The organism is Sphingomonas tabacisoli (assembly GCF_042678385.1).
Lineage (GTDB): Bacteria > Pseudomonadota > Alphaproteobacteria > Sphingomonadales > Sphingomonadaceae > Sphingomonas_B > Sphingomonas_B tabacisoli.
Window position 1 is genome coordinate 100,496 of record NZ_JBHUDY010000003.1, and the last position, 15,661, is coordinate 116,156.

Consider the following 15,661-nt stretch of genomic DNA (forward strand, 5'->3'; position numbering starts at 1 on the left):
GGGGCGTCCAAAAGACGCCCCGAGGGACTCACATGCCGTCGACGGCCTTGCTGACCAGCACGTTCACGGCGACGCGGCGGTTCTGCGCCTTGCCTTCTTCGGTGTCGTTGGGCGCAGCGGGATCGGCCTTGGCCATGCCGGTGGGCGTCAGCATGCGATAGGGCTTCCAGCCGCAAACCTGCTGAAGGTAATTGATGACGCGATTGGCGCGCTTTTCGCTGAGCGTCTGGTTGAAATCGTCGCTTCCGACCGAATCGGTATAGCCGACGACCAGCAGCAGCGCGTTGTCCGTCGCCTGGGCCGTCGTGGCCGTCGAACACAAGGCAGCCTTGTCTTGCTCCGACAACTCGGTCCGGCCCGTATCGAAGTGCACGTTCGTCGTGGCCTTCACATTATACTTGTCGATGTCGCCCATACGGCCGCGCAGCGCCTCGGTGGCCGCCGTCTGCTCCTCGAAGCGCTGCGACGTTCCGTTGCGGATCATCGTCGCGGTCTTGAGGTCGGTGTTCCGGAAAGCGATCTGGCTGGCGACCAGTTCGCCGCCGCCTTGCAGCGTCTTCACGGTCACCGGCAGCCCGTTGAGCAGCGACTCCGCGCCAAGCTTGCCACGGTTGCCGCCGAACAGGCCGCTTGCCGCCTTGATCCGCGTCGCATCGTTGATGGCGACAACGGTGCTCGTTCCGTCGGCAGCCGTGACTTTCATCTTGTCGCCGCTGCGCGCGGTGATCACGCCCTTGATCTCCGGCCCCGCCGTCATCGCAGCCGCCGCGGGCGCGGCGGGCACCACGCCATTCACGACGATATTGGGATCGGGAGCATTCTGCTGCTGAGCAGCGAAGCTGGCCGAAGCAGGCAGGGCCAGCATGGCGAGCAGGAAATGAGCTTCTGACCTTTTGAAAATGACGCGCATGGAGCGACTCCTCTGAATCTGGTCCCCCTTTCCCGGGGCGTGTTCAGATCAACCTGTCCGCCAGATGAACGTGCTCGGCGAGAGCCTCAGGAGAGCGGGCAATCCGAGCGGGCGGTGCGACGAACGGATTCGGCGGCGTCCACCAAGCAAACAAAAACCCCCGGCGGTTTCCCGCCGGGGGTGAGGAAGCTTACGCTACTGTTACGCGTCTGGTTTCTTAGCGCAGCAGGCTCAGCACGTTCTGCTGGCTCTGGTTCGCCTGGGCGAGCATCGCGGTCGCGGCCTGCGACAGGATCTGAGCCTTGGCGAGGTTGGTCGTTTCCGCCGAGAAGTCCGCGTCCTCGATGCGGCTGCGCGCATCCGACAGGTTGGCGACGTTCTGGGTCAGGTTGTTGACCACCGACTGCAGACGGCTCTGGCCGGCGCCGAGCGACGCGCGGGTCGTGTTCACGGCCTTCAGGGTCGTGTCGACATTGTCCAGCGCCGTGTTGGCGTTGGTCGCGGTGTCCACCGCCGTGCCCGACGCCAGGTCCGACAGCGAGGTGAAGGTCAGGCTGATCGAGTCGCCGTTGTTGGCGCCGATCTGGACCGAGACCGAGCCCGCCTGGGCGGTGTAGGTCGTGCCGGTCGAGCCCGAGTTGAAGATGCGCGTGCCGTTGAACTCGGTCGTCGCGAGGATCGAGGTGATCTGCGACTTGAGCTGCGTGACTTCGGTGTTCAGGTTCGTGCGGTCGGTATCCGAATAGGTGCCCGACGCCGACTGGACCGCCAGTTCGCGGATACGCTGCAGCATGTTCGACACTTCGCCGAGCGCGCCTTCAGCGGTCTGCGCGAACGAAATGCCGTCGTTCGCATTGCGGATCGCCTGGCCCATGCCGCGGATCGTGGCCGTCATGGTCGACGCGATGGCGAGGCCGGCGGCGTCGTCCTTCGCGCTGTTGATGCGCTTGCCGGTCGACAGACGCTCCATCGCGGTCTGCAGATCAGCCTGAGCCATGCGCGAACCATTCTGAGCACGCAGGGCGGCGGAGTTGGTGGAAATAACAGTCATGTTCAGTCTCCGTTTCAGTCCGGCTGCCGCTCCTTTGCCCCCGGAAAAGCCGGATCGAAGCCAGAGCCGCCACTGCACAGAACGGCATCCGGTTGCGGGACTTTAGGGACGAAACGAATGATTTTTTGCCCCCCCCTCGCGCGTGCGTGCGGCAAAGGAAGCAGCGTTAACCAGCACTTTACCCTGTTCGCCGATATCTGCCGCCGAAGGCCGCTTGGCCGGAATGCTTCGGGGGACAGAACAGAACATGCAGTCCATTTTCTACAGCGACGCCGCGGGACAGACGCAGGCCGTGCTGCTGTCCTGGTTGCGCGGGCTCGGCTGGGACGTCCGGCCGTTCGCGCACGGCAAGGTCCGCCCGGGCGACATTTTCATCGTGACCGAAGGCGAGCCACTGCCGGCGCCGCGCTCCACGCTGGTGCTGGGCACCGGCGAGCGCAAGCTGGTTCCGGCCGGCGACGCGAGCCCGGCGCGGCTGAGCTACGACGCCTCCGATCTCGTTTTCGGCCACGCCTTTGCCGCGGCCCTGCTGCGCGGCGCGGCGCCCGCCGCTGCCGATCCCACCGCGCTTGCCCTCTTCGCGCTGTCGGAGCGGGTTGCGCAAAGCGACATCACCGTGCTGGTGAACGGCCCGACCGGCACCGGCAAGGAAGTGCTTGCCCGTCACATCCACCAGAATTCGCCGCGTGCGAATGGCCCGTTCATCGCGGTCAACTGCGCCGCGCTCCCCGAAACGATGCTGGAAGCGCTGCTGTTCGGCCACACCAAGGGCGCCTTCACCGGCGCGGCGGCCGCGGCCGAGGGTTTCTTCCGCGCCGCGAACGGCGGCACGCTGCTGCTCGACGAAATCGCCGAGATGCCGATCGGTCTGCAGGCCAAGCTGCTGCGCGCGCTGCAGGAAAAGGAAGTCGTGCCGCTGGGCGCGACCACGCCGGAGCCGATCGACGTTCGCGTCATCGCTTGTGCAAACCGCGATCTGCCTGCCGAAGTCGAAGCCGGCCGGTTCCGCGCCGACCTTTACTATCGGCTGAGCGTCTTCCCGCTTTCGACGACACCGTTGGCGCACCGCCGCCAGGATGTCGCCGCGCTCGCCGCGACGATGATCCTGCGTCACGCCGGCAATCGCCCGTCCATTCCCTGGCCGACCCAGGATGCGCTGGATGCGCTGCAAACCCATGACTGGCCGGGCAATGTCCGCGAACTGGAAAACGTGATCCAGCGCGCGCTGCTGCTGGCGCCGGGCGACCGTATCGACGCGAGCAATATCGTATTCGACGCGACCTCGCGGCCGATCGCTGCGAACCAGCCGGCGCCGGAACCGACGCTCGGCAACATCGTCCGCCTTCACGAAGTGCAGGCGATCCAGGACGCGCTGGCGGCGTGCGGCGGCAACCGCACCGAAACCGCGAAGCGCCTCGGCATTTCAGAGCGCACCTTGCGCTATCGCCTTGCCCGCATCCGCGAGGCCGGCGGCAGCATCGCCCCTAGCCGGAGTGCCTGGGCATGAGCATCAACAGCATTTCGGGGGCCGATCGTGTGATGGCGATCCGCGCCCAGATCCTCGAGCGCAACGCCGCGCTGCAGAAAGCGTCGCAGGTCGGCAATGCCGGCGCGACGCCCACACAGACGTCGGGCGCCGGGAACAGCTTCGGCGCAACGATGGAAGCCGCGCTCAAGTCGGTCAACGACAGCCAGAACGCCGCAAACAAGGCCAGCGAGGCCTATGAGCGCGGCGAGACCGTCGACGTCGCCCAGGTCATGCTTGCCCGCCAGAAGGCTTCGCTTGCCTTCGAAGCGACGCTGCAGGCCCGCAACAAACTCCTGTCCGCCTACAAGGACATCATGAGCATGCCGGTGTAATCGCAAATGGCCAACGCTCTCACCCCCACCCAAGGCGAGGTTCTGCCCGCCGCTCCCGCCTCCGGCTCGCCGGCATCGCCCTTCGCCGATATCGGCCGCGATCCCAGGGGCGCGTTGACGCGTCTCTGGTCGCAGCCCGCGGTCAAGAAAAGCGCGCCGCTGATCGGGCTGATGGGCTTGCTCGGCGCGGCCGCGCTTGCCTGGACGATGGTCGCGACGCCGTCGCAGAAGATCCTGTTCTCGGCGATGTCCGATGCCGACAAGGCCGCTGCGACCGAAGCGCTCTCCCAGGCCAAGATCGACAGCCATATCGACAATGCGACCGGCACGCTGACCGTGGCCGAGGACGATTATTACAAGGCGCGCATGCTGCTCGCCGCGCAGAACCTGCCCAAGGCGACGCCGGGCGGCTATGCGATCCTCGACCAGCTTCCGATGGGCGTCAGCCGCGCCGTCGAGGGCGAGCGGCTCCGCCAGGCGCGCGAGACCGAGCTCGCCAAGTCGATCCAGGAAATCGAAGGCGTGATCGAAGCGCGCGTGCACCTCGCGATGCCCGAGAACACCGTGTTCGTGCGCGACAATGCCGCGCCGTCCGCGTCCGTGATCGTGCGGCTTGCCGCCAACCAGTCGCTTTCCGACGCGCAGGTGCGCTCGATCATCAATCTGGTCGCTTCGTCGGTGCCGGGAATGAAGCCCGACGCGGTGACGATCGTCGACGGCGCGGGATCGCTGCTCACCAAGCCGGGCGGCTCCGCCGGTGCGGCGGGCGCGGGCGACGAGCGCATCGATTTCCAGCGCCGCGTCGAGGCCAAGTATCGCGAGCAGCTCACGCAGTTGCTGACGCCTTTGGTCGGCGCGGGGAATTTCAGCGCCGAGGTGCAGGCCGAGGTCAATCTCGACGAGACCCAGGCGACGCGCGAAGCCTATGGCAAGGAAGGCGCGCTCCGCGCCGAGCAGGGCAATTGGGTCGCCGACAAGAACGGCGATGCGCCCGCCGGCGGTATTCCGGGCACGCTCTCCAACACGCCGCCGCCCGCCGCGCAGGTGAAGGCGGGGACGGCTGCCGCCCCTGCTGGGCCGCCGACGCCGGTGCCGGGCGGCAAGGCGGACCCGGCCAAGCAGTCCGACCAGTTCTCGCGCGCTTATGAGCTCGACAAGGAAGTCTCCGTCACCCGTGCGGTGCCGGGCAGCCTCAAGCGGCTGTCGGTCGCGGTGGTGCTGCGTGAGCCCGAAGGCGGCAAGCCGCGCAATCCGCAGGAAATCGCGCAGCTCAACGATCTGGTCCGCGCCGCGGTCGGCTATGACGCGTCGCGCAACGATCAGGTGACGGTGATCTCGCGCAAGTTCGCCGGCGCCTCGGCCGACGAGGCCAAGTCGCCCTGGTACGATGCCGGCTGGTTCCCGGTGCTCGCCCGCAATCTGACCGCGCTGGTGATCGCGCTGCTGGTGATCTTCGTCGGGCTGAAGCCGGTGCTGAAGATGCTCGGCAAAAGGCGCGAGGCGAGCGCGGAGGGCGAGCAGGTGATCGCCCGCCCGCCGGTCAGCGTCGAGGCGCTCGAAAACGCGCAAGGCTATGAGGACAAGGTGAAACTGGTGCGTGATTTCACACGCGACAATCCCGCCCGCGCGGCACTCGCCGTCAAGGACATGATCCGTTCGGACGGGAAGGCCGCGGCATGATGCAGGAACCCGCCCGGGCGTTCACCGGGGTCGAAAAGGCCGCCGTGCTGATGATGCTGGTCGGCGACGACGAAGCCGCCGCCATCCTCCAGAATCTCGATCCGGAAGAAGTGCGGATGCTGGGCAAGGCGATGTTCGCGGTTGCCGACGTCGCCGAGCCGCAGGTCGCCGAAGCACTGGACGAGTTCGTCGCCAAGGCGCGCGACAAGAACACGATCGGCTTCGATCGCCGCCCGCAGATCGAGACGATGATGACCAAGGCGCTGGGCGCGGACAAGGCGGAGAACGTGCTTGCCCGCATCCTGCCGCGCGAAGAGGCCTGCGCGATCCCGCTGCTCGACTGGCTCGACCCGAACGAGATCGCGGGACTGGTGAAGGACGAGCATCCGCAGATCATCGCGGTGCTGCTCGTGAACCTGGAACCCGCCGTCGCCGCGCAGGTGATCGAGCAGCTTCCGGACGCCGTTCAGCCCGACGTGCTGCACCGGATCGCGACGCTCGGCCCGATTCCGCCCGATGCGCTCGACATGCTGCGCGACGTGCTGTCGCGGCGCGCGACCACCTCGCAGGCTGCCGCGTCGGTGCCTCTGGGCGGCGCGAAGGAAGCGGCGGCGATCATGAACAACGCCCGCAAGGCCACCGAGCAGCGGGTGATGCCGAAGGTCGCCAAGATCAGCAAGGAAACCGCCAAGGCGATCGAGGAGGAGATGTTCGTCTTCGACCATCTGCTCGCGCTCGACGAAAAGAGCATGGGCACGCTGCTGCGCGGCGTCGAATCGGACGTGCTGGTGCTGGCGCTCAAGGGCGTCGACGAAGCGGCGCGGGGCAAGTTCCTGGGCTGCATGTCCAGCCGTGCGGCGGACGGCATCCGCGACGAGATGGAAGCGCGCGGCCCGGTCAAGCTGGCCGAAGTGCTGGAAGCGCAGAAGACGATCCTCGGCATCGCGCGCCAGATGGCGAAGGATGGCACGATCCGGCTTGCCGGCGGAGACGACGACTATGTCTGAGCCGCGGACGATCGATTTCGGCGCGCTGGGCGCCGCGATGTCCGGCATGCGCGGCGGTTTCGCCGAGCGCGGGCCGGTCGGCTTCTCGCCGCAGCCGCAGCATTTCCGTCCGGCGACGCCAGGCGCCAACCCGACCGCCGGCTGGGACCCGTTCGACCCGATGGGCGACAAGGGCAAGGCCGGCGCCCAGCCCCAGGCGTCGCAAGATGCGGCGGAGGCTGCGCGTGCCGAAGGTTTTGCCGAAGGCATGGCCGCGGCCGAACGGATGGCGGCAGAGCGCGGCGAGGCCGATGCGCAGGCGTTGGCCCAATTGGCCGGGCTGCTCGAAATGATGAGCGCGTTCGATCGCGACGTGCTGGCGACGCGTCTAAGGCAGACGGTCTTGTTTCTCGTGACCCGCTTGGTCGGCGAGACCGGCGTATCGGCCGACCTGCTCAACCAGCGCATCGACGCCGCCGTGGCTCTGTTGGCGGATGTTTCGGAAGCTGCCCAGTTGCGCCTGAACCCGGCCGATCTTGCGCTCGTGGAAGGGCATGCGCCTGCGCATTTGTCGTTGGTCCCCGACGATACGATCGGCCGCGGCGGCTTCCGCATCGAGACGCGGACGACTGCGATCGAGGACGGCCCCGCCGCCTGGCTCGACCAGCTTGCCGCCGCGCTCGACCGCGCCGCTTTGCCGGACGCGCATTGATGCTGAAGCGGTTTGCCGAAGACTATCTCTCGCGCCTCCAGCTCGATTTTGTCGCGCAGCCGGAAGTGATCGGACGGCTGGCGTCGTTCGACGGGCTGCTGATGGAGGCTGTCGGCATCACCGTGCCGGTTGGCACCGTGTGCCGGATCGGCAGCGGCGGCCATGCCGTCGAGGCCGAAGTGATCGGCTTTCGCGCGGGCAAGACCTTGCTGATGAACCTGGGCGGCCCCGCCGCCTTGCTGCCGGACTCGCCGGTGCGGCCGATCGGGAAACCCGGCGAAGCACAGGTCGGCTCGGCCCTGCTCGGCCGCGTCGTCGACGGCGCCGGCAATCCGATCGATGGTCTCGGTCCGATCCGTGGCGCCAAGAGCTGGCCGCTCGCCGGCAAGCCGCAGAATCCGCTCGACCGAGCGCGCGTCACGCAGCCGCTCGATGTCGGCGTGCGCGCGATCAATGGCTTGCTGACAATTGGCCAGGGCCAGCGCGTCGGCATCATGGCGGGCTCTGGCGTCGGCAAATCGGTGCTGCTCGGCATGATCGTGCGCCAGGTGAAGGCGGACGTCGTCGTGGTCGGCCTGATCGGCGAGCGCAGCCGCGAAGTCACCGACTTCCTTGAAACCAAGGTCGCCGGCGACGCCCGCAAGCGCTCGGTGATCGTCGCCGTGCCCGCCAACCATTCGCCGGTGCTGCGCATCCGCGGCGCCATGCGCGCGACCGCGATCGCCGAGGCGTTCCGCGCCGAAGGCAAGCGCGTGCTGCTCATCATGGATTCGCTCACCCGCGTCGCCCATGCCGGCCGCGAGATCGGCCTGGCATTGGGCGAGCCGGCGTCGGCGCGCGGCTATCCGCCGTCCGCGATCGCGATGCTGCCGAACCTGATCGAGCGCGCCGGCGCAGACGCGAAGGGCGGCGGTTCGATCACCGCCATCTACACCGTGCTCGCCGATGGCGATGACGGCAGCGATCCGGTCGTGGATAGCGCCCGCTCGATCCTTGACGGTCACATCGTGCTGTCGCGCAGCCTGGCCGAGCGCGCCGTCTATCCGGCGATCGACCTCGGCCCCTCGGTCAGCCGCGTGATGACCGACATCGCGTCCAAGGAGCATGTCGCCGCCGCGCGCGTGCTGCGCCGCCACCTCGCCACCTATGAGGAAAATCGCGACCTGATCCTGATGGGCGCGTACCGCGGCGGCGCCGACCCGCAGATCGACGCGGCGCTCGCCTATCATCCCGCGATCCTCGACTATATCCGGCAGGACGCCGACAGCGCCGTTTCGATCGACGATGCCGTGACCGAGCTGGTCGGCATCTTCGGCGACGGCTGATGTCCGCGCGCAGAGATACGCAGCGGCTGGGGCGGATGCTGCGCGTCCGGTCGCTCCAGCTCGATCTGGCCCGCGCCGAGCAGGCCGCCGCGGCGGATCGCGCATCCAGCGCGACGGCGCTTGCCGCGCGCATCGAGGCGCTCAGGCAGGACGTCGCACCGCGCGAAGGATCGGACCAGGGCCTGAGCCTGTTCGCCGCCGCGCACTATCGCGACCGGCTCGCGCGAAGCGGGCTCGAGGCACAGCGCCGCGTCCAGCTCACGCACCAGCAGCTCGATCAGGCGCGCGACGCCGCTACCGCCGCCAAGCGCGATCATGGAGTCGTCGAAAAACTGATCGAGCGCGAATTGCAGGCCAAGGCCCGCGCCGCGCTGAAGGCGCTCGAGGATGCGCCGCAGACCGCACGAACGCTGGCACGGTCCTTGCTGAAGGACGGCTGATGCCGTCGATCTCTCTCTCGCTGCCCAATGGGCCTACGCTGCCGCCCGGCGCTACGCCGGCGATCGGCCCTGCTGCGCCTGCGCTCGGCGATCCCGGCTTTGCCGCGATGATCTCGGCAATCGGAGGCGATGCGACCTCCGCCGCCCCGACGATCAAGCCATCGTTCGCCGTGCCGCTGCCCGCAGCGCAGGTCGAGCCCGATGGCTTCGTCACCCCGCCCATGCCCCCTGTGGCCGGCAGCGATTTGCCGCCTGAGCGGCCGGATCTTGCCGGATCGCCCGATCCTCTGCCGCCGGTCGCGGTCGAGGACGTGATGATCGGCTCGACGCCGCCAGCGCCCGTTCCGGATGACGAGACGACGGAAACGGCGCAGGCCGATGCCGCTCCGGCACCCACTCCCGGCCTCGTCGCCTGTGGCTTGCAGGATTGGCGGCTGGGGAGTGCGTCCAGGCTGACGCTTGCCCGTGCGCTCGCAAAGCCGCTTCCCGTCACGCCGCCCTTGCCGCCCCAGCAGGTGGAAGAGGATGCTCCGGCCGAGGTCGTGGCGCTACCCGCAGACAAGGCCGAGACACCGAAGGCCGAGCCTGCGCAGCCTGTCGCCGCCGCGCCTCAGGCGCCGCCGCCTTTCGCACCGATCGTCTGGGCTCCGCCGCCCGTGCCTGCGCCCGCTCCGAAAGCGGAAGCGGACTCGGATAACGCCCCAGCCGGCGCGCAACCGGCTCCCGCGCCGATCGCCAGCCAGCCCGCGCAGCCGCAAGCGCCCATCGTTCAGGCCGCCGCGCAACCAGTCGCGCAGCAACAGACCGCCATGCCCCCGCACGGCTTCACTCTGCCGCCCGAAATCGCACGCGACATCGCGCAGTTCGTGCATGCCGCAACCGCCGATTCGGACGAGCGCGCGCCGGAACCGGGCGCCGCGCTCGATCCGCTCAGCCTGCCGCCGCTGCCCCAGTCGATCGCCCAGCCTTCGAGTTCGCTGCACACCTCCTTCGTCCCCGCGCACCGGCCCGTCATCGACACCGGCCGCGCCGAGTGGATGCAGAATATGATCGAGCGCATCGCCGAGATGCCGAGCGTCGACAACAAGCGCGAGGCGCAGATTCGCCTCGTCCCCGACGCGCTTGGCCCGGTCGATGTGAAAATCGAGCAGCGCGACCAGCGCCTGCATGTCACGATGAACGCCCAGACGCCGGAAGCGCGCCAGTTGCTGAGCGACGCCGCGCCCAAGCTCCAGGAACTCGCCGAGGCGCGGGGCATCCGCTTCGCCCAGGCCGCGTTCGGCGGCGCCGACGCGCAGGACCGCCGTCAGCAAGCCGACCAGCAGCAATCCGCAACCCCGCTCCGCCCGCGTCCGGTCTCGGCCGAAACGGAGCCCGAATCAGAAACCGATGGCGACCTGATCGCCTGATCCATTCCAGCCAGAAAGAAAGCCGATCCTCATGGCCACTGCAGCCGTTCCCGCCGCCGAAGGCGCCCCGAAGAAAAAAAAGGGCAAGCGCGGGCTCGTCATGATTCTCCTAGCCCTGATCCTCGCCGGCGCCGGCGTGGGCGGCGGCATCTTCATTGCCTCGTCGGGCATGCTCGGCGGCAAGAAGGCCGAGGAGCCGCACAAGGATCTGCCCAAGCTTCTGCCCAAGGGCTCCAAGCCCAAGGCGGCCGAAGGCGAGGGCGGCCATGGCGGCGGCAGCTCGGCGGAGGGGCCGAAGTACGAATCGAGCTATTTCCAGATCGAGAAGGACTTCACCTCGAACCTGAAGGACAGCGTGCACCTGATCCAGGTCGGCCTCGCCGTCTCGACGCCCTATGACGAAAAGGTCATCGACCACCTGAAGGCGCATGAGCTCGCGGTGCGCTCCGCCGTGCTGATGACGCTGTCGGATACCGACGAGGAACAGATCTTCACGGCCGACGGCAAGAAGGATCTGCAGCGCCGCCTGGTGAACGCGATCAACGGCGTGCTGAAAGAAAAGGAAGGTTTTGGCGGCGTCGCTAACGTCTACTTTACCAATTTCATTGTTCAGTGAACGGAGATGGTTAAGGCCGCTTCCACCGCACCCGTTCAGGGCGCCGCCTCCGGGCGAGCGACGGCGCAGCACGCGCCGGTGCTGGGAAGCGCGTCGGCCAATCCTCTGGGCGACCTGCAAGCGCTCGGCGCCGTAAACCAGAATCTCGCGCGCACGCTGCGCACCTTGTTCGAGCCGATGCTCCGCCGGGCCGTGAAGGTCTCGGCGGAAGCGGTCGTGGTGGAGCGCTGGGACGCCTATGTCGAATCGCGCGGGGCCGCACTCGCCAGCGCGACGCTGATGTCGATGGCGCCGCTTTCGGGCCAGGCGATGCTGGTGCTGGACGGCGCGCTGACCTTCCGGCTGGTCGATATCTATTTCGGCGGCCCCGGCCTGGCGCCCAATCCGGTGCCCACCGAGTTCACGCCCACTGCCGACGCCATGATCGGCCGCATCGCCGCTGGCTTTGCCGAGCGCCTGTCCGGCGCCTGGGCCGACCTCGCCGAGATCGCGTTCCAGATTGGCCGAACCGAGGCCAATCCGGCGATGCTGTCGCACATCGACGGCGAGGACCGGGTGGTCCGCAGCCGCTTCGTGCTGACTGTCGGCGAAGCGCGGCCGATCGAAATCGACCTGCTTTATCCCGCGGCGGCGCTGAAGCCGATCGCCGGCATCCTTTCGTCCAAGGTTCAGTCGCGCCGCCAGGCGGAGGACCCGACCTGGATGAACAATCTCGCCCGCACGGTGATGAACGTGAAGCTGCCGGTCCGCTCGGTGCTCGCCGAGCCGGTGATCCCGCTCCGCCAGCTCATGCAGCTCAAGCCCGGCGACATCATTCCGATCAGCTTCGGCCCTGAAATCCCGCTGCTGGTCGCCAACAACCGCTTCGCGCGCGGCGCGGTGGGGGCCTCCAACGGCCGGGCCGCCATCCGCGTGCACAGCATCGAACCGCTCGAAGACGAGGACGCCTGAATGAGTGACATGAGCCATGCCGGCCTGCCCAAGGATGTGGGCGTCGCCGCCAACTTCCGCCTGCTGCAGGACGTCGATGTCCGCCTGTCGGTCGAAGTGGGCGGCACCAACATGAAGCTGCGCGAGCTGCTGGCGCTCGGCGAATCGAGCGTCATCGAGCTCGACCGCTACGCCAACGAGCTGCTCGACGTGCTGGTCAACGGCACGCTGATCGGCCGCGGCGAAGTCGTGACCGTGGGCGAACGCTTCGGCATCCGCATCACGGAACTGGCCGACCAGACCCCGCCGGGTGCGACGCCGCTGTGATCGGAACCTATCTTCTGAAGCTCGCGCTGCTGCTGCCGCTCGTCTGCGGCCTGCTGGTCGGCTGCCTCTGGCTCTGGCGCAAGCTGGAGCAAAAGCTGCCCGGCAACCAGGGTACGCGCATGATCGCGATCAAGGAAAGCATGATGATCTCGCCGGGCCTGCGCTTGGCGGTGATCGAATTCGAAGGCCGCAAGCTGCTGGTTTCGGTCGGCCGCGGCGGCGTGTCCCTCGTCGATCGTGGAGACGCGCCGCGTGTCTAACGCCTTCCTCACCTATCCGGTTACCTCCGACCCGTCCATGCCGAGCGAAGTCGAGGCACGCACTTTTCTGGACGTGGCGCAGGGTCAGTGCGTCCCTCGACTTCGCTCGGGATGGACGATTCAGAAGATCGCGCGACGCAAATGGGTTTGGGCCGCCGTTCTGGCTGTCATTCTCGCCGCTTTGTTCTTCGCCGTCCCCGCATTCGCCCAAGCCGCGCCTGCCGCTCCGGCCACGCCCGGCGCGCCCGAAGCGCTCGATCGCGCGCTGAGCCAGGTCGGCGCTACGTCGGCCGGCGGGGCGCCACTGTCGCTCAGCCTGCAAGTGCTCATCATCATGTCGCTGCTGACGGTGCTGCCGTCGCTGCTGCTAATGATGACCAGCTTCACGCGCATTATCATCGTGATGTCGATCCTCCGTCAGGCGCTCGGCCTCAACCAGACGCCGCCCAACCAGGTGCTGGTCGGCCTGTCGCTCTTCCTCACCTTGTTTGTGATGGCGCCGGTGCTGAACAAGGTGAACACCGACGCGATCAAGCCCTATGCCGCCGGCCAGATTCAGGCGGGCGAGCTGATCACGCGCAGCGGCAATGCGCTGCATGGCTTCATGATGAAGCAGACGCGGGTGAAGGACGTGCAGATGTTTGCCGGCATCGCCAAGCAGGGTCCGTTCGCGAGCCCCAACGACGTGCCGTTCTCGATCGCCCTGCCGGCTTTCGTGACGTCGGAGCTGAAGACCGCGTTTCAGATCGGCTTCCTGATCTTCCTGCCGTTCCTCGTCATCGATCTTGTCGTGGCCAGCGTGCTGATGGCGCTCGGCATGATGATGCTGTCGCCGACGATCATCTCCTTGCCCTTCAAGCTGCTGCTGTTCGTCCTTGTCGACGGCTGGGCGCTGACGATGGGCTCGCTCGCCAACTCCTTCGTAAGCTGATCGCCAAATGGACGCGACCTATTTCATCGGCGTCGGGCGCGAGGCGCTCTGGGTGCTGGCGCTGGCGACTTTGCCGGTGCTGATCCCGGCTTTGCTCGCGGGCCTGCTGCTCGGCATGGTGCAGGCGGCAACCTCGATCAACGAGGCGACGCTGACCTTCGTGCCCAAGCTCGCCGTGGTCGGCGTTTCGCTGGTGATCTTCGGCAGCATGATTCTGGGCCTGCTCAGCGACTTCACCATCTCGATCTTCGAGCGCATTCCGGATCTGGTGAAATAGCGATGCTCGGCCTCGGCCTGCCGTCGGTCGAACCGGCGCTGTTCGGGCTCATTTTCGTGATGGTCCGGATCGGCGCGGCTTTCGTCGCGGCGCCGGTGTTCGGCGCGGTGTCGGTGCCGGTGCAGATCCGCATCGTGCTGGCCGCGGCGATCGGCATTCTCGTCGTCAACAACGCGCCGGTCGCGACGCCGACCGCCGTGTTCTCGTTCGTGACGTTTCTGCAGGTCGCGCAGGAAGCTCTGGTCGGCCTCGCGCTCGGCTTCATCCTGCAGATCGCGTTCGCCGGGCCGCTGGTCGCCAGCGAAGCGATCGGCAACACGATGGGCCTGGGCTTCGCCTCGACTGTCGATCCGCAGCGCGGCGCGCCCACTCCGGCGCTCGGCCAGTTCCTGTCGATAGTGATGACCTTGCTGTTCCTGGCGCTCGACGGCCATTTGATCCTCGTCGACCTGCTGGTGCGCAGCTACAAGGTGCTGCCGCCGGGCGACGCGTGGCTCTCCACCGAGAAGCTGAAAGCCATAGTCTTCTTCGGCGGCTATGCCTTTGCCTCCGGCCTGCTGCTCGCGCTGCCGGTCGGCTTCATCATTCTTTGCCTGAACCTGATCGTCGGCATGCTGTCGCGCTCGGCGCCCGCGCTCAACCTGTTCGCGGTCGGCCTGCCGGCGAGCCTTGCTACCGGCCTTGTCGCGCTGGCGATCGCTTTCCCGGCGATGGGCGACGCAATGGGCGCGATCATTCGTGAAGCCTTGGCCGCCACGTCCAATCTGGTGCTCGGCTGATGGCTGAGGAGTTCGCCGAAAAGACAGAAGCGCCAACGCCAAAGCGCAGGCAAAAGGCCGCGGAAGAAGGCCAGGTCCTTCGCTCGAAGGAATTGACCGCCGCCGCCGTCGTGCTCGCCGGCGTGCTCTGGCTGGCGCTGTCCGGCCCGGCGCTGATGGGCGCGCTGAAGACGGTGATGCGCGAAAGCCTCCAGTTCGGCCGCGCCGATGTCGAGGATTTCCAGCCGCTGCGCCCGATCCTCTCGGTCGGCCTCACCCTCGCGCCGTCGATGGCGATGCTGTTCGCTGTTTCGATCGGCGTGTCGGTACTGAGCCAGGCAGGGCTGGGCGGCGTCAGCTTCCAATCGAAGCTGATCGGGTTCAAGGCCTCGCGCATCAACCCGGGCGCAGGCCTGAAGCGCATCTTCGGCTTCGGAGGCTGGATCGAGCTGGGCAAGGGGCTGACCAAAGTCGCGCTGCTCGGCGCGATCGGTGCCTGGATGCTGTGGTCGATGCGGCGCGACGCGATCGGCCTTGTCGCCGGCGATCTGGAAGGCAGCGTCGCGGCGCTCGGCTGGAAGCTGATCCTGCTGATGCTGGTGATGTCGGGCGGCCTGCTGCTGATCGCCGGCATCGACGTGCCGATCCAGCTCATCCGCCTGCTCAACCGGCTGAAAATGTCGAAGCAGGAAATCAAGGACGAGCACAAGGAAGCCGAGGGCTCGCCCGAATCCAAGTCGGCGCAGCGCCGCCGCATGCACGAGGTGTTCAAGCGCAGCGTGAAAAAGTCGGTGCTGGAAGCCCATGTCGTGCTCACCAACCCGACCCATTTCGCGGTCGCGCTCCGCTACGAACGGGGCAAGGACGAAGTGCCGGTGGTCGTCGCCAAGGGCCGCGGCGCCAAGGCGCTGGCGATCCGCGAGCTCGCGGGCGAACTCGAAAAGCCGGTGCTCGAATATCCGTCGCTCGCCCGCGCCGTCTATTACACCAGCAAGGAAGGCCAGCAGATCCGCGACGACCTGTACGTCGCGATCGCGACCGTGCTCGCCTTCGTCTTCGGCGTGAACCAGCGCGCAGGCGGCCAGCAGCCGAACGTGATCGTGCCGGACACCGCCCGCTTCGACGAGAACGGCATCCGCACGGCATAAGCCCCTAAAGATCGGCGGGTTTCGGCCGATTATGCATTGAG

General features: G+C 67.5%; 18 protein-coding genes. 16 read left to right on the forward strand and 2 right to left on the reverse strand.

What is annotated here, in order from left to right; translation table 11 throughout:
* Window positions 1-28 precede the first annotated feature (28 nt).
* On the reverse strand, window positions 29-910 hold the full coding sequence (locus ACFSCW_RS16445; RefSeq protein ID WP_380891453.1) for an OmpA family protein: 882 nt from the start codon (window positions 908-910) through the stop codon (window positions 29-31).
* Between the two features lie 217 nt (window positions 911-1,127).
* On the reverse strand, window positions 1,128-1,961 hold the full coding sequence (locus ACFSCW_RS16450; RefSeq protein WP_380891456.1) for a flagellin N-terminal helical domain-containing protein: 834 nt from the start codon (window positions 1,959-1,961) through the stop codon (window positions 1,128-1,130).
* A 247-nt stretch (window positions 1,962-2,208) separates the two neighbouring features.
* On the opposite strand from ACFSCW_RS16450, the gene ACFSCW_RS16455 reads away from it, so the two are divergent.
* From ACFSCW_RS16455 to flhB, 16 genes are read left to right on the forward strand one after another with little or no spacing between them, the layout of a single operon-like run.
* Window positions 2,209-3,468: a sigma-54 interaction domain-containing protein gene (locus ACFSCW_RS16455; protein ID WP_380891457.1), complete on the forward strand. Its 1,260-nt coding sequence runs from the start codon at window positions 2,209-2,211 to the stop codon at window positions 3,466-3,468.
* Complete coding sequence (gene fliE, locus ACFSCW_RS16460; RefSeq protein WP_380891460.1) at window positions 3,465-3,821, forward strand: flagellar hook-basal body complex protein FliE; 357 nt, start codon at window positions 3,465-3,467, stop codon at window positions 3,819-3,821. Before ACFSCW_RS16455 ends, fliE begins: the two co-directional genes overlap by 4 nt.
* Before the next feature lie 6 nt (window positions 3,822-3,827).
* Entirely contained in the window at window positions 3,828-5,501 is a 1,674-nt protein-coding gene (gene fliF, locus ACFSCW_RS16465) for a flagellar basal-body MS-ring/collar protein FliF (protein WP_380891462.1), read from the forward strand.
* The gene (gene fliG, locus ACFSCW_RS16470) at window positions 5,501-6,508 is read left to right on the forward strand and encodes a flagellar motor switch protein FliG (RefSeq protein ID WP_465270207.1); all 1,008 of its coding nucleotides are present in this window, start codon (window positions 5,501-5,503) and stop codon (window positions 6,506-6,508) included. The genes fliF and fliG overlap by 1 nt, the downstream gene beginning before the upstream one ends.
* Window positions 6,501-7,199, forward strand: a complete 699-nt coding sequence (locus ACFSCW_RS16475) for a FliH/SctL family protein (protein WP_380891466.1) — start codon at window positions 6,501-6,503, stop codon at window positions 7,197-7,199. Before fliG ends, ACFSCW_RS16475 begins: the two co-directional genes overlap by 8 nt.
* Window positions 7,199-8,524 (forward strand): FliI/YscN family ATPase, encoded by a 1,326-nt coding sequence (locus ACFSCW_RS16480; protein ID WP_380891469.1) that lies wholly within the window; start codon window positions 7,199-7,201, stop codon window positions 8,522-8,524. The genes ACFSCW_RS16475 and ACFSCW_RS16480 overlap by 1 nt, the downstream gene beginning before the upstream one ends.
* On the forward strand, window positions 8,524-8,964 hold the full coding sequence (locus ACFSCW_RS16485; RefSeq protein WP_380891470.1) for a hypothetical protein: 441 nt from the start codon (window positions 8,524-8,526) through the stop codon (window positions 8,962-8,964). The genes ACFSCW_RS16480 and ACFSCW_RS16485 overlap by 1 nt, the downstream gene beginning before the upstream one ends.
* A complete protein-coding gene (locus ACFSCW_RS16490) occupies window positions 8,964-10,373 on the forward strand; it encodes a flagellar hook-length control protein FliK (RefSeq protein WP_380891472.1) in 1,410 nt (469 codons plus the stop codon). Before ACFSCW_RS16485 ends, ACFSCW_RS16490 begins: the two co-directional genes overlap by 1 nt.
* Before the next feature lie 31 nt (window positions 10,374-10,404).
* On the forward strand, window positions 10,405-10,989 hold the full coding sequence (locus ACFSCW_RS16495) for a flagellar basal body-associated FliL family protein (RefSeq protein ID WP_380891474.1): 585 nt from the start codon (window positions 10,405-10,407) through the stop codon (window positions 10,987-10,989).
* Window positions 10,990-10,995: 6 nt separating this feature from the next.
* A complete protein-coding gene (locus ACFSCW_RS16500; RefSeq protein ID WP_380891477.1) occupies window positions 10,996-11,940 on the forward strand; it encodes a flagellar motor switch protein FliM in 945 nt (314 codons plus the stop codon).
* Window positions 11,941-12,246, forward strand: coding sequence for a flagellar motor switch protein FliN (fliN, locus tag ACFSCW_RS16505; RefSeq protein ID WP_380891479.1), 306 nt, complete (start codon window positions 11,941-11,943; stop codon window positions 12,244-12,246).
* Entirely contained in the window at window positions 12,243-12,506 is a 264-nt protein-coding gene (locus ACFSCW_RS16510; protein WP_380891480.1) for a flagellar biosynthetic protein FliO, read from the forward strand. Before fliN ends, ACFSCW_RS16510 begins: the two co-directional genes overlap by 4 nt.
* Window positions 12,499-13,437, forward strand: a complete 939-nt coding sequence (gene fliP, locus ACFSCW_RS16515; RefSeq protein ID WP_380891482.1) for a flagellar type III secretion system pore protein FliP — start codon at window positions 12,499-12,501, stop codon at window positions 13,435-13,437. The genes ACFSCW_RS16510 and fliP overlap by 8 nt, the downstream gene beginning before the upstream one ends.
* Before the next feature lie 7 nt (window positions 13,438-13,444).
* Window positions 13,445-13,714 carry a flagellar biosynthetic protein FliQ gene (locus ACFSCW_RS16520; RefSeq protein WP_380891485.1) on the forward strand — a complete coding sequence of 90 codons (270 nt, stop codon included), beginning with the start codon at window positions 13,445-13,447 and terminating at the stop codon, window positions 13,712-13,714.
* Between the two features lie 2 nt (window positions 13,715-13,716).
* The gene (fliR, locus tag ACFSCW_RS16525) at window positions 13,717-14,493 is read left to right on the forward strand and encodes a flagellar biosynthetic protein FliR (RefSeq protein WP_380891487.1); all 777 of its coding nucleotides are present in this window, start codon (window positions 13,717-13,719) and stop codon (window positions 14,491-14,493) included.
* Complete coding sequence (gene flhB / locus ACFSCW_RS16530) at window positions 14,493-15,620, forward strand: flagellar type III secretion system protein FlhB (RefSeq protein ID WP_380891490.1); 1,128 nt, start codon at window positions 14,493-14,495, stop codon at window positions 15,618-15,620. Before fliR ends, flhB begins: the two co-directional genes overlap by 1 nt.
* Window positions 15,621-15,661 lie beyond the last annotated feature (41 nt).

What these genes read in the sequence shown, in the direction of transcription:
- fliF (WP_380891462.1), top strand. Translation starts at nt 3,828, where the DNA reads ATGGCCAACGCTCTCACCCCCACCCAAGGCGAGGTTCTGCCCGCCGCT.
- ACFSCW_RS16450 (WP_380891456.1), bottom strand. Translation starts at nt 1,961, where the DNA reads ATGACTGTTATTTCCACCAACTCCGCCGCCCTGCGTGCTCAGAATGGT.
- flhB (WP_380891490.1), top strand. Translation starts at nt 14,493, where the DNA reads ATGGCTGAGGAGTTCGCCGAAAAGACAGAAGCGCCAACGCCAAAGCGC.
- ACFSCW_RS16500 (WP_380891477.1), top strand. Translation starts at nt 10,996, where the DNA reads ATGGTTAAGGCCGCTTCCACCGCACCCGTTCAGGGCGCCGCCTCCGGG.
- ACFSCW_RS16495 (WP_380891474.1), top strand. Translation starts at nt 10,405, where the DNA reads ATGGCCACTGCAGCCGTTCCCGCCGCCGAAGGCGCCCCGAAGAAAAAA.
- ACFSCW_RS16485 (WP_380891470.1), top strand. Translation starts at nt 8,524, where the DNA reads ATGTCCGCGCGCAGAGATACGCAGCGGCTGGGGCGGATGCTGCGCGTC.
- ACFSCW_RS16455 (WP_380891457.1), top strand. Translation starts at nt 2,209, where the DNA reads ATGCAGTCCATTTTCTACAGCGACGCCGCGGGACAGACGCAGGCCGTG.
- fliG (WP_465270207.1), top strand. Translation starts at nt 5,501, where the DNA reads ATGCAGGAACCCGCCCGGGCGTTCACCGGGGTCGAAAAGGCCGCCGTG.
- ACFSCW_RS16475 (WP_380891466.1), top strand. Translation starts at nt 6,501, where the DNA reads ATGTCTGAGCCGCGGACGATCGATTTCGGCGCGCTGGGCGCCGCGATG.
- ACFSCW_RS16445 (WP_380891453.1), bottom strand. Translation starts at nt 910, where the DNA reads ATGCGCGTCATTTTCAAAAGGTCAGAAGCTCATTTCCTGCTCGCCATG.
- fliR (WP_380891487.1), top strand. Translation starts at nt 13,717, where the DNA reads ATGCTCGGCCTCGGCCTGCCGTCGGTCGAACCGGCGCTGTTCGGGCTC.
- ACFSCW_RS16520 (WP_380891485.1), top strand. Translation starts at nt 13,445, where the DNA reads ATGGACGCGACCTATTTCATCGGCGTCGGGCGCGAGGCGCTCTGGGTG.
- ACFSCW_RS16480 (WP_380891469.1), top strand. Translation starts at nt 7,199, where the DNA reads ATGCTGAAGCGGTTTGCCGAAGACTATCTCTCGCGCCTCCAGCTCGAT.
- ACFSCW_RS16490 (WP_380891472.1), top strand. Translation starts at nt 8,964, where the DNA reads ATGCCGTCGATCTCTCTCTCGCTGCCCAATGGGCCTACGCTGCCGCCC.
- fliE (WP_380891460.1), top strand. Translation starts at nt 3,465, where the DNA reads ATGAGCATCAACAGCATTTCGGGGGCCGATCGTGTGATGGCGATCCGC.
- fliN (WP_380891479.1), top strand. Translation starts at nt 11,941, where the DNA reads ATGAGTGACATGAGCCATGCCGGCCTGCCCAAGGATGTGGGCGTCGCC.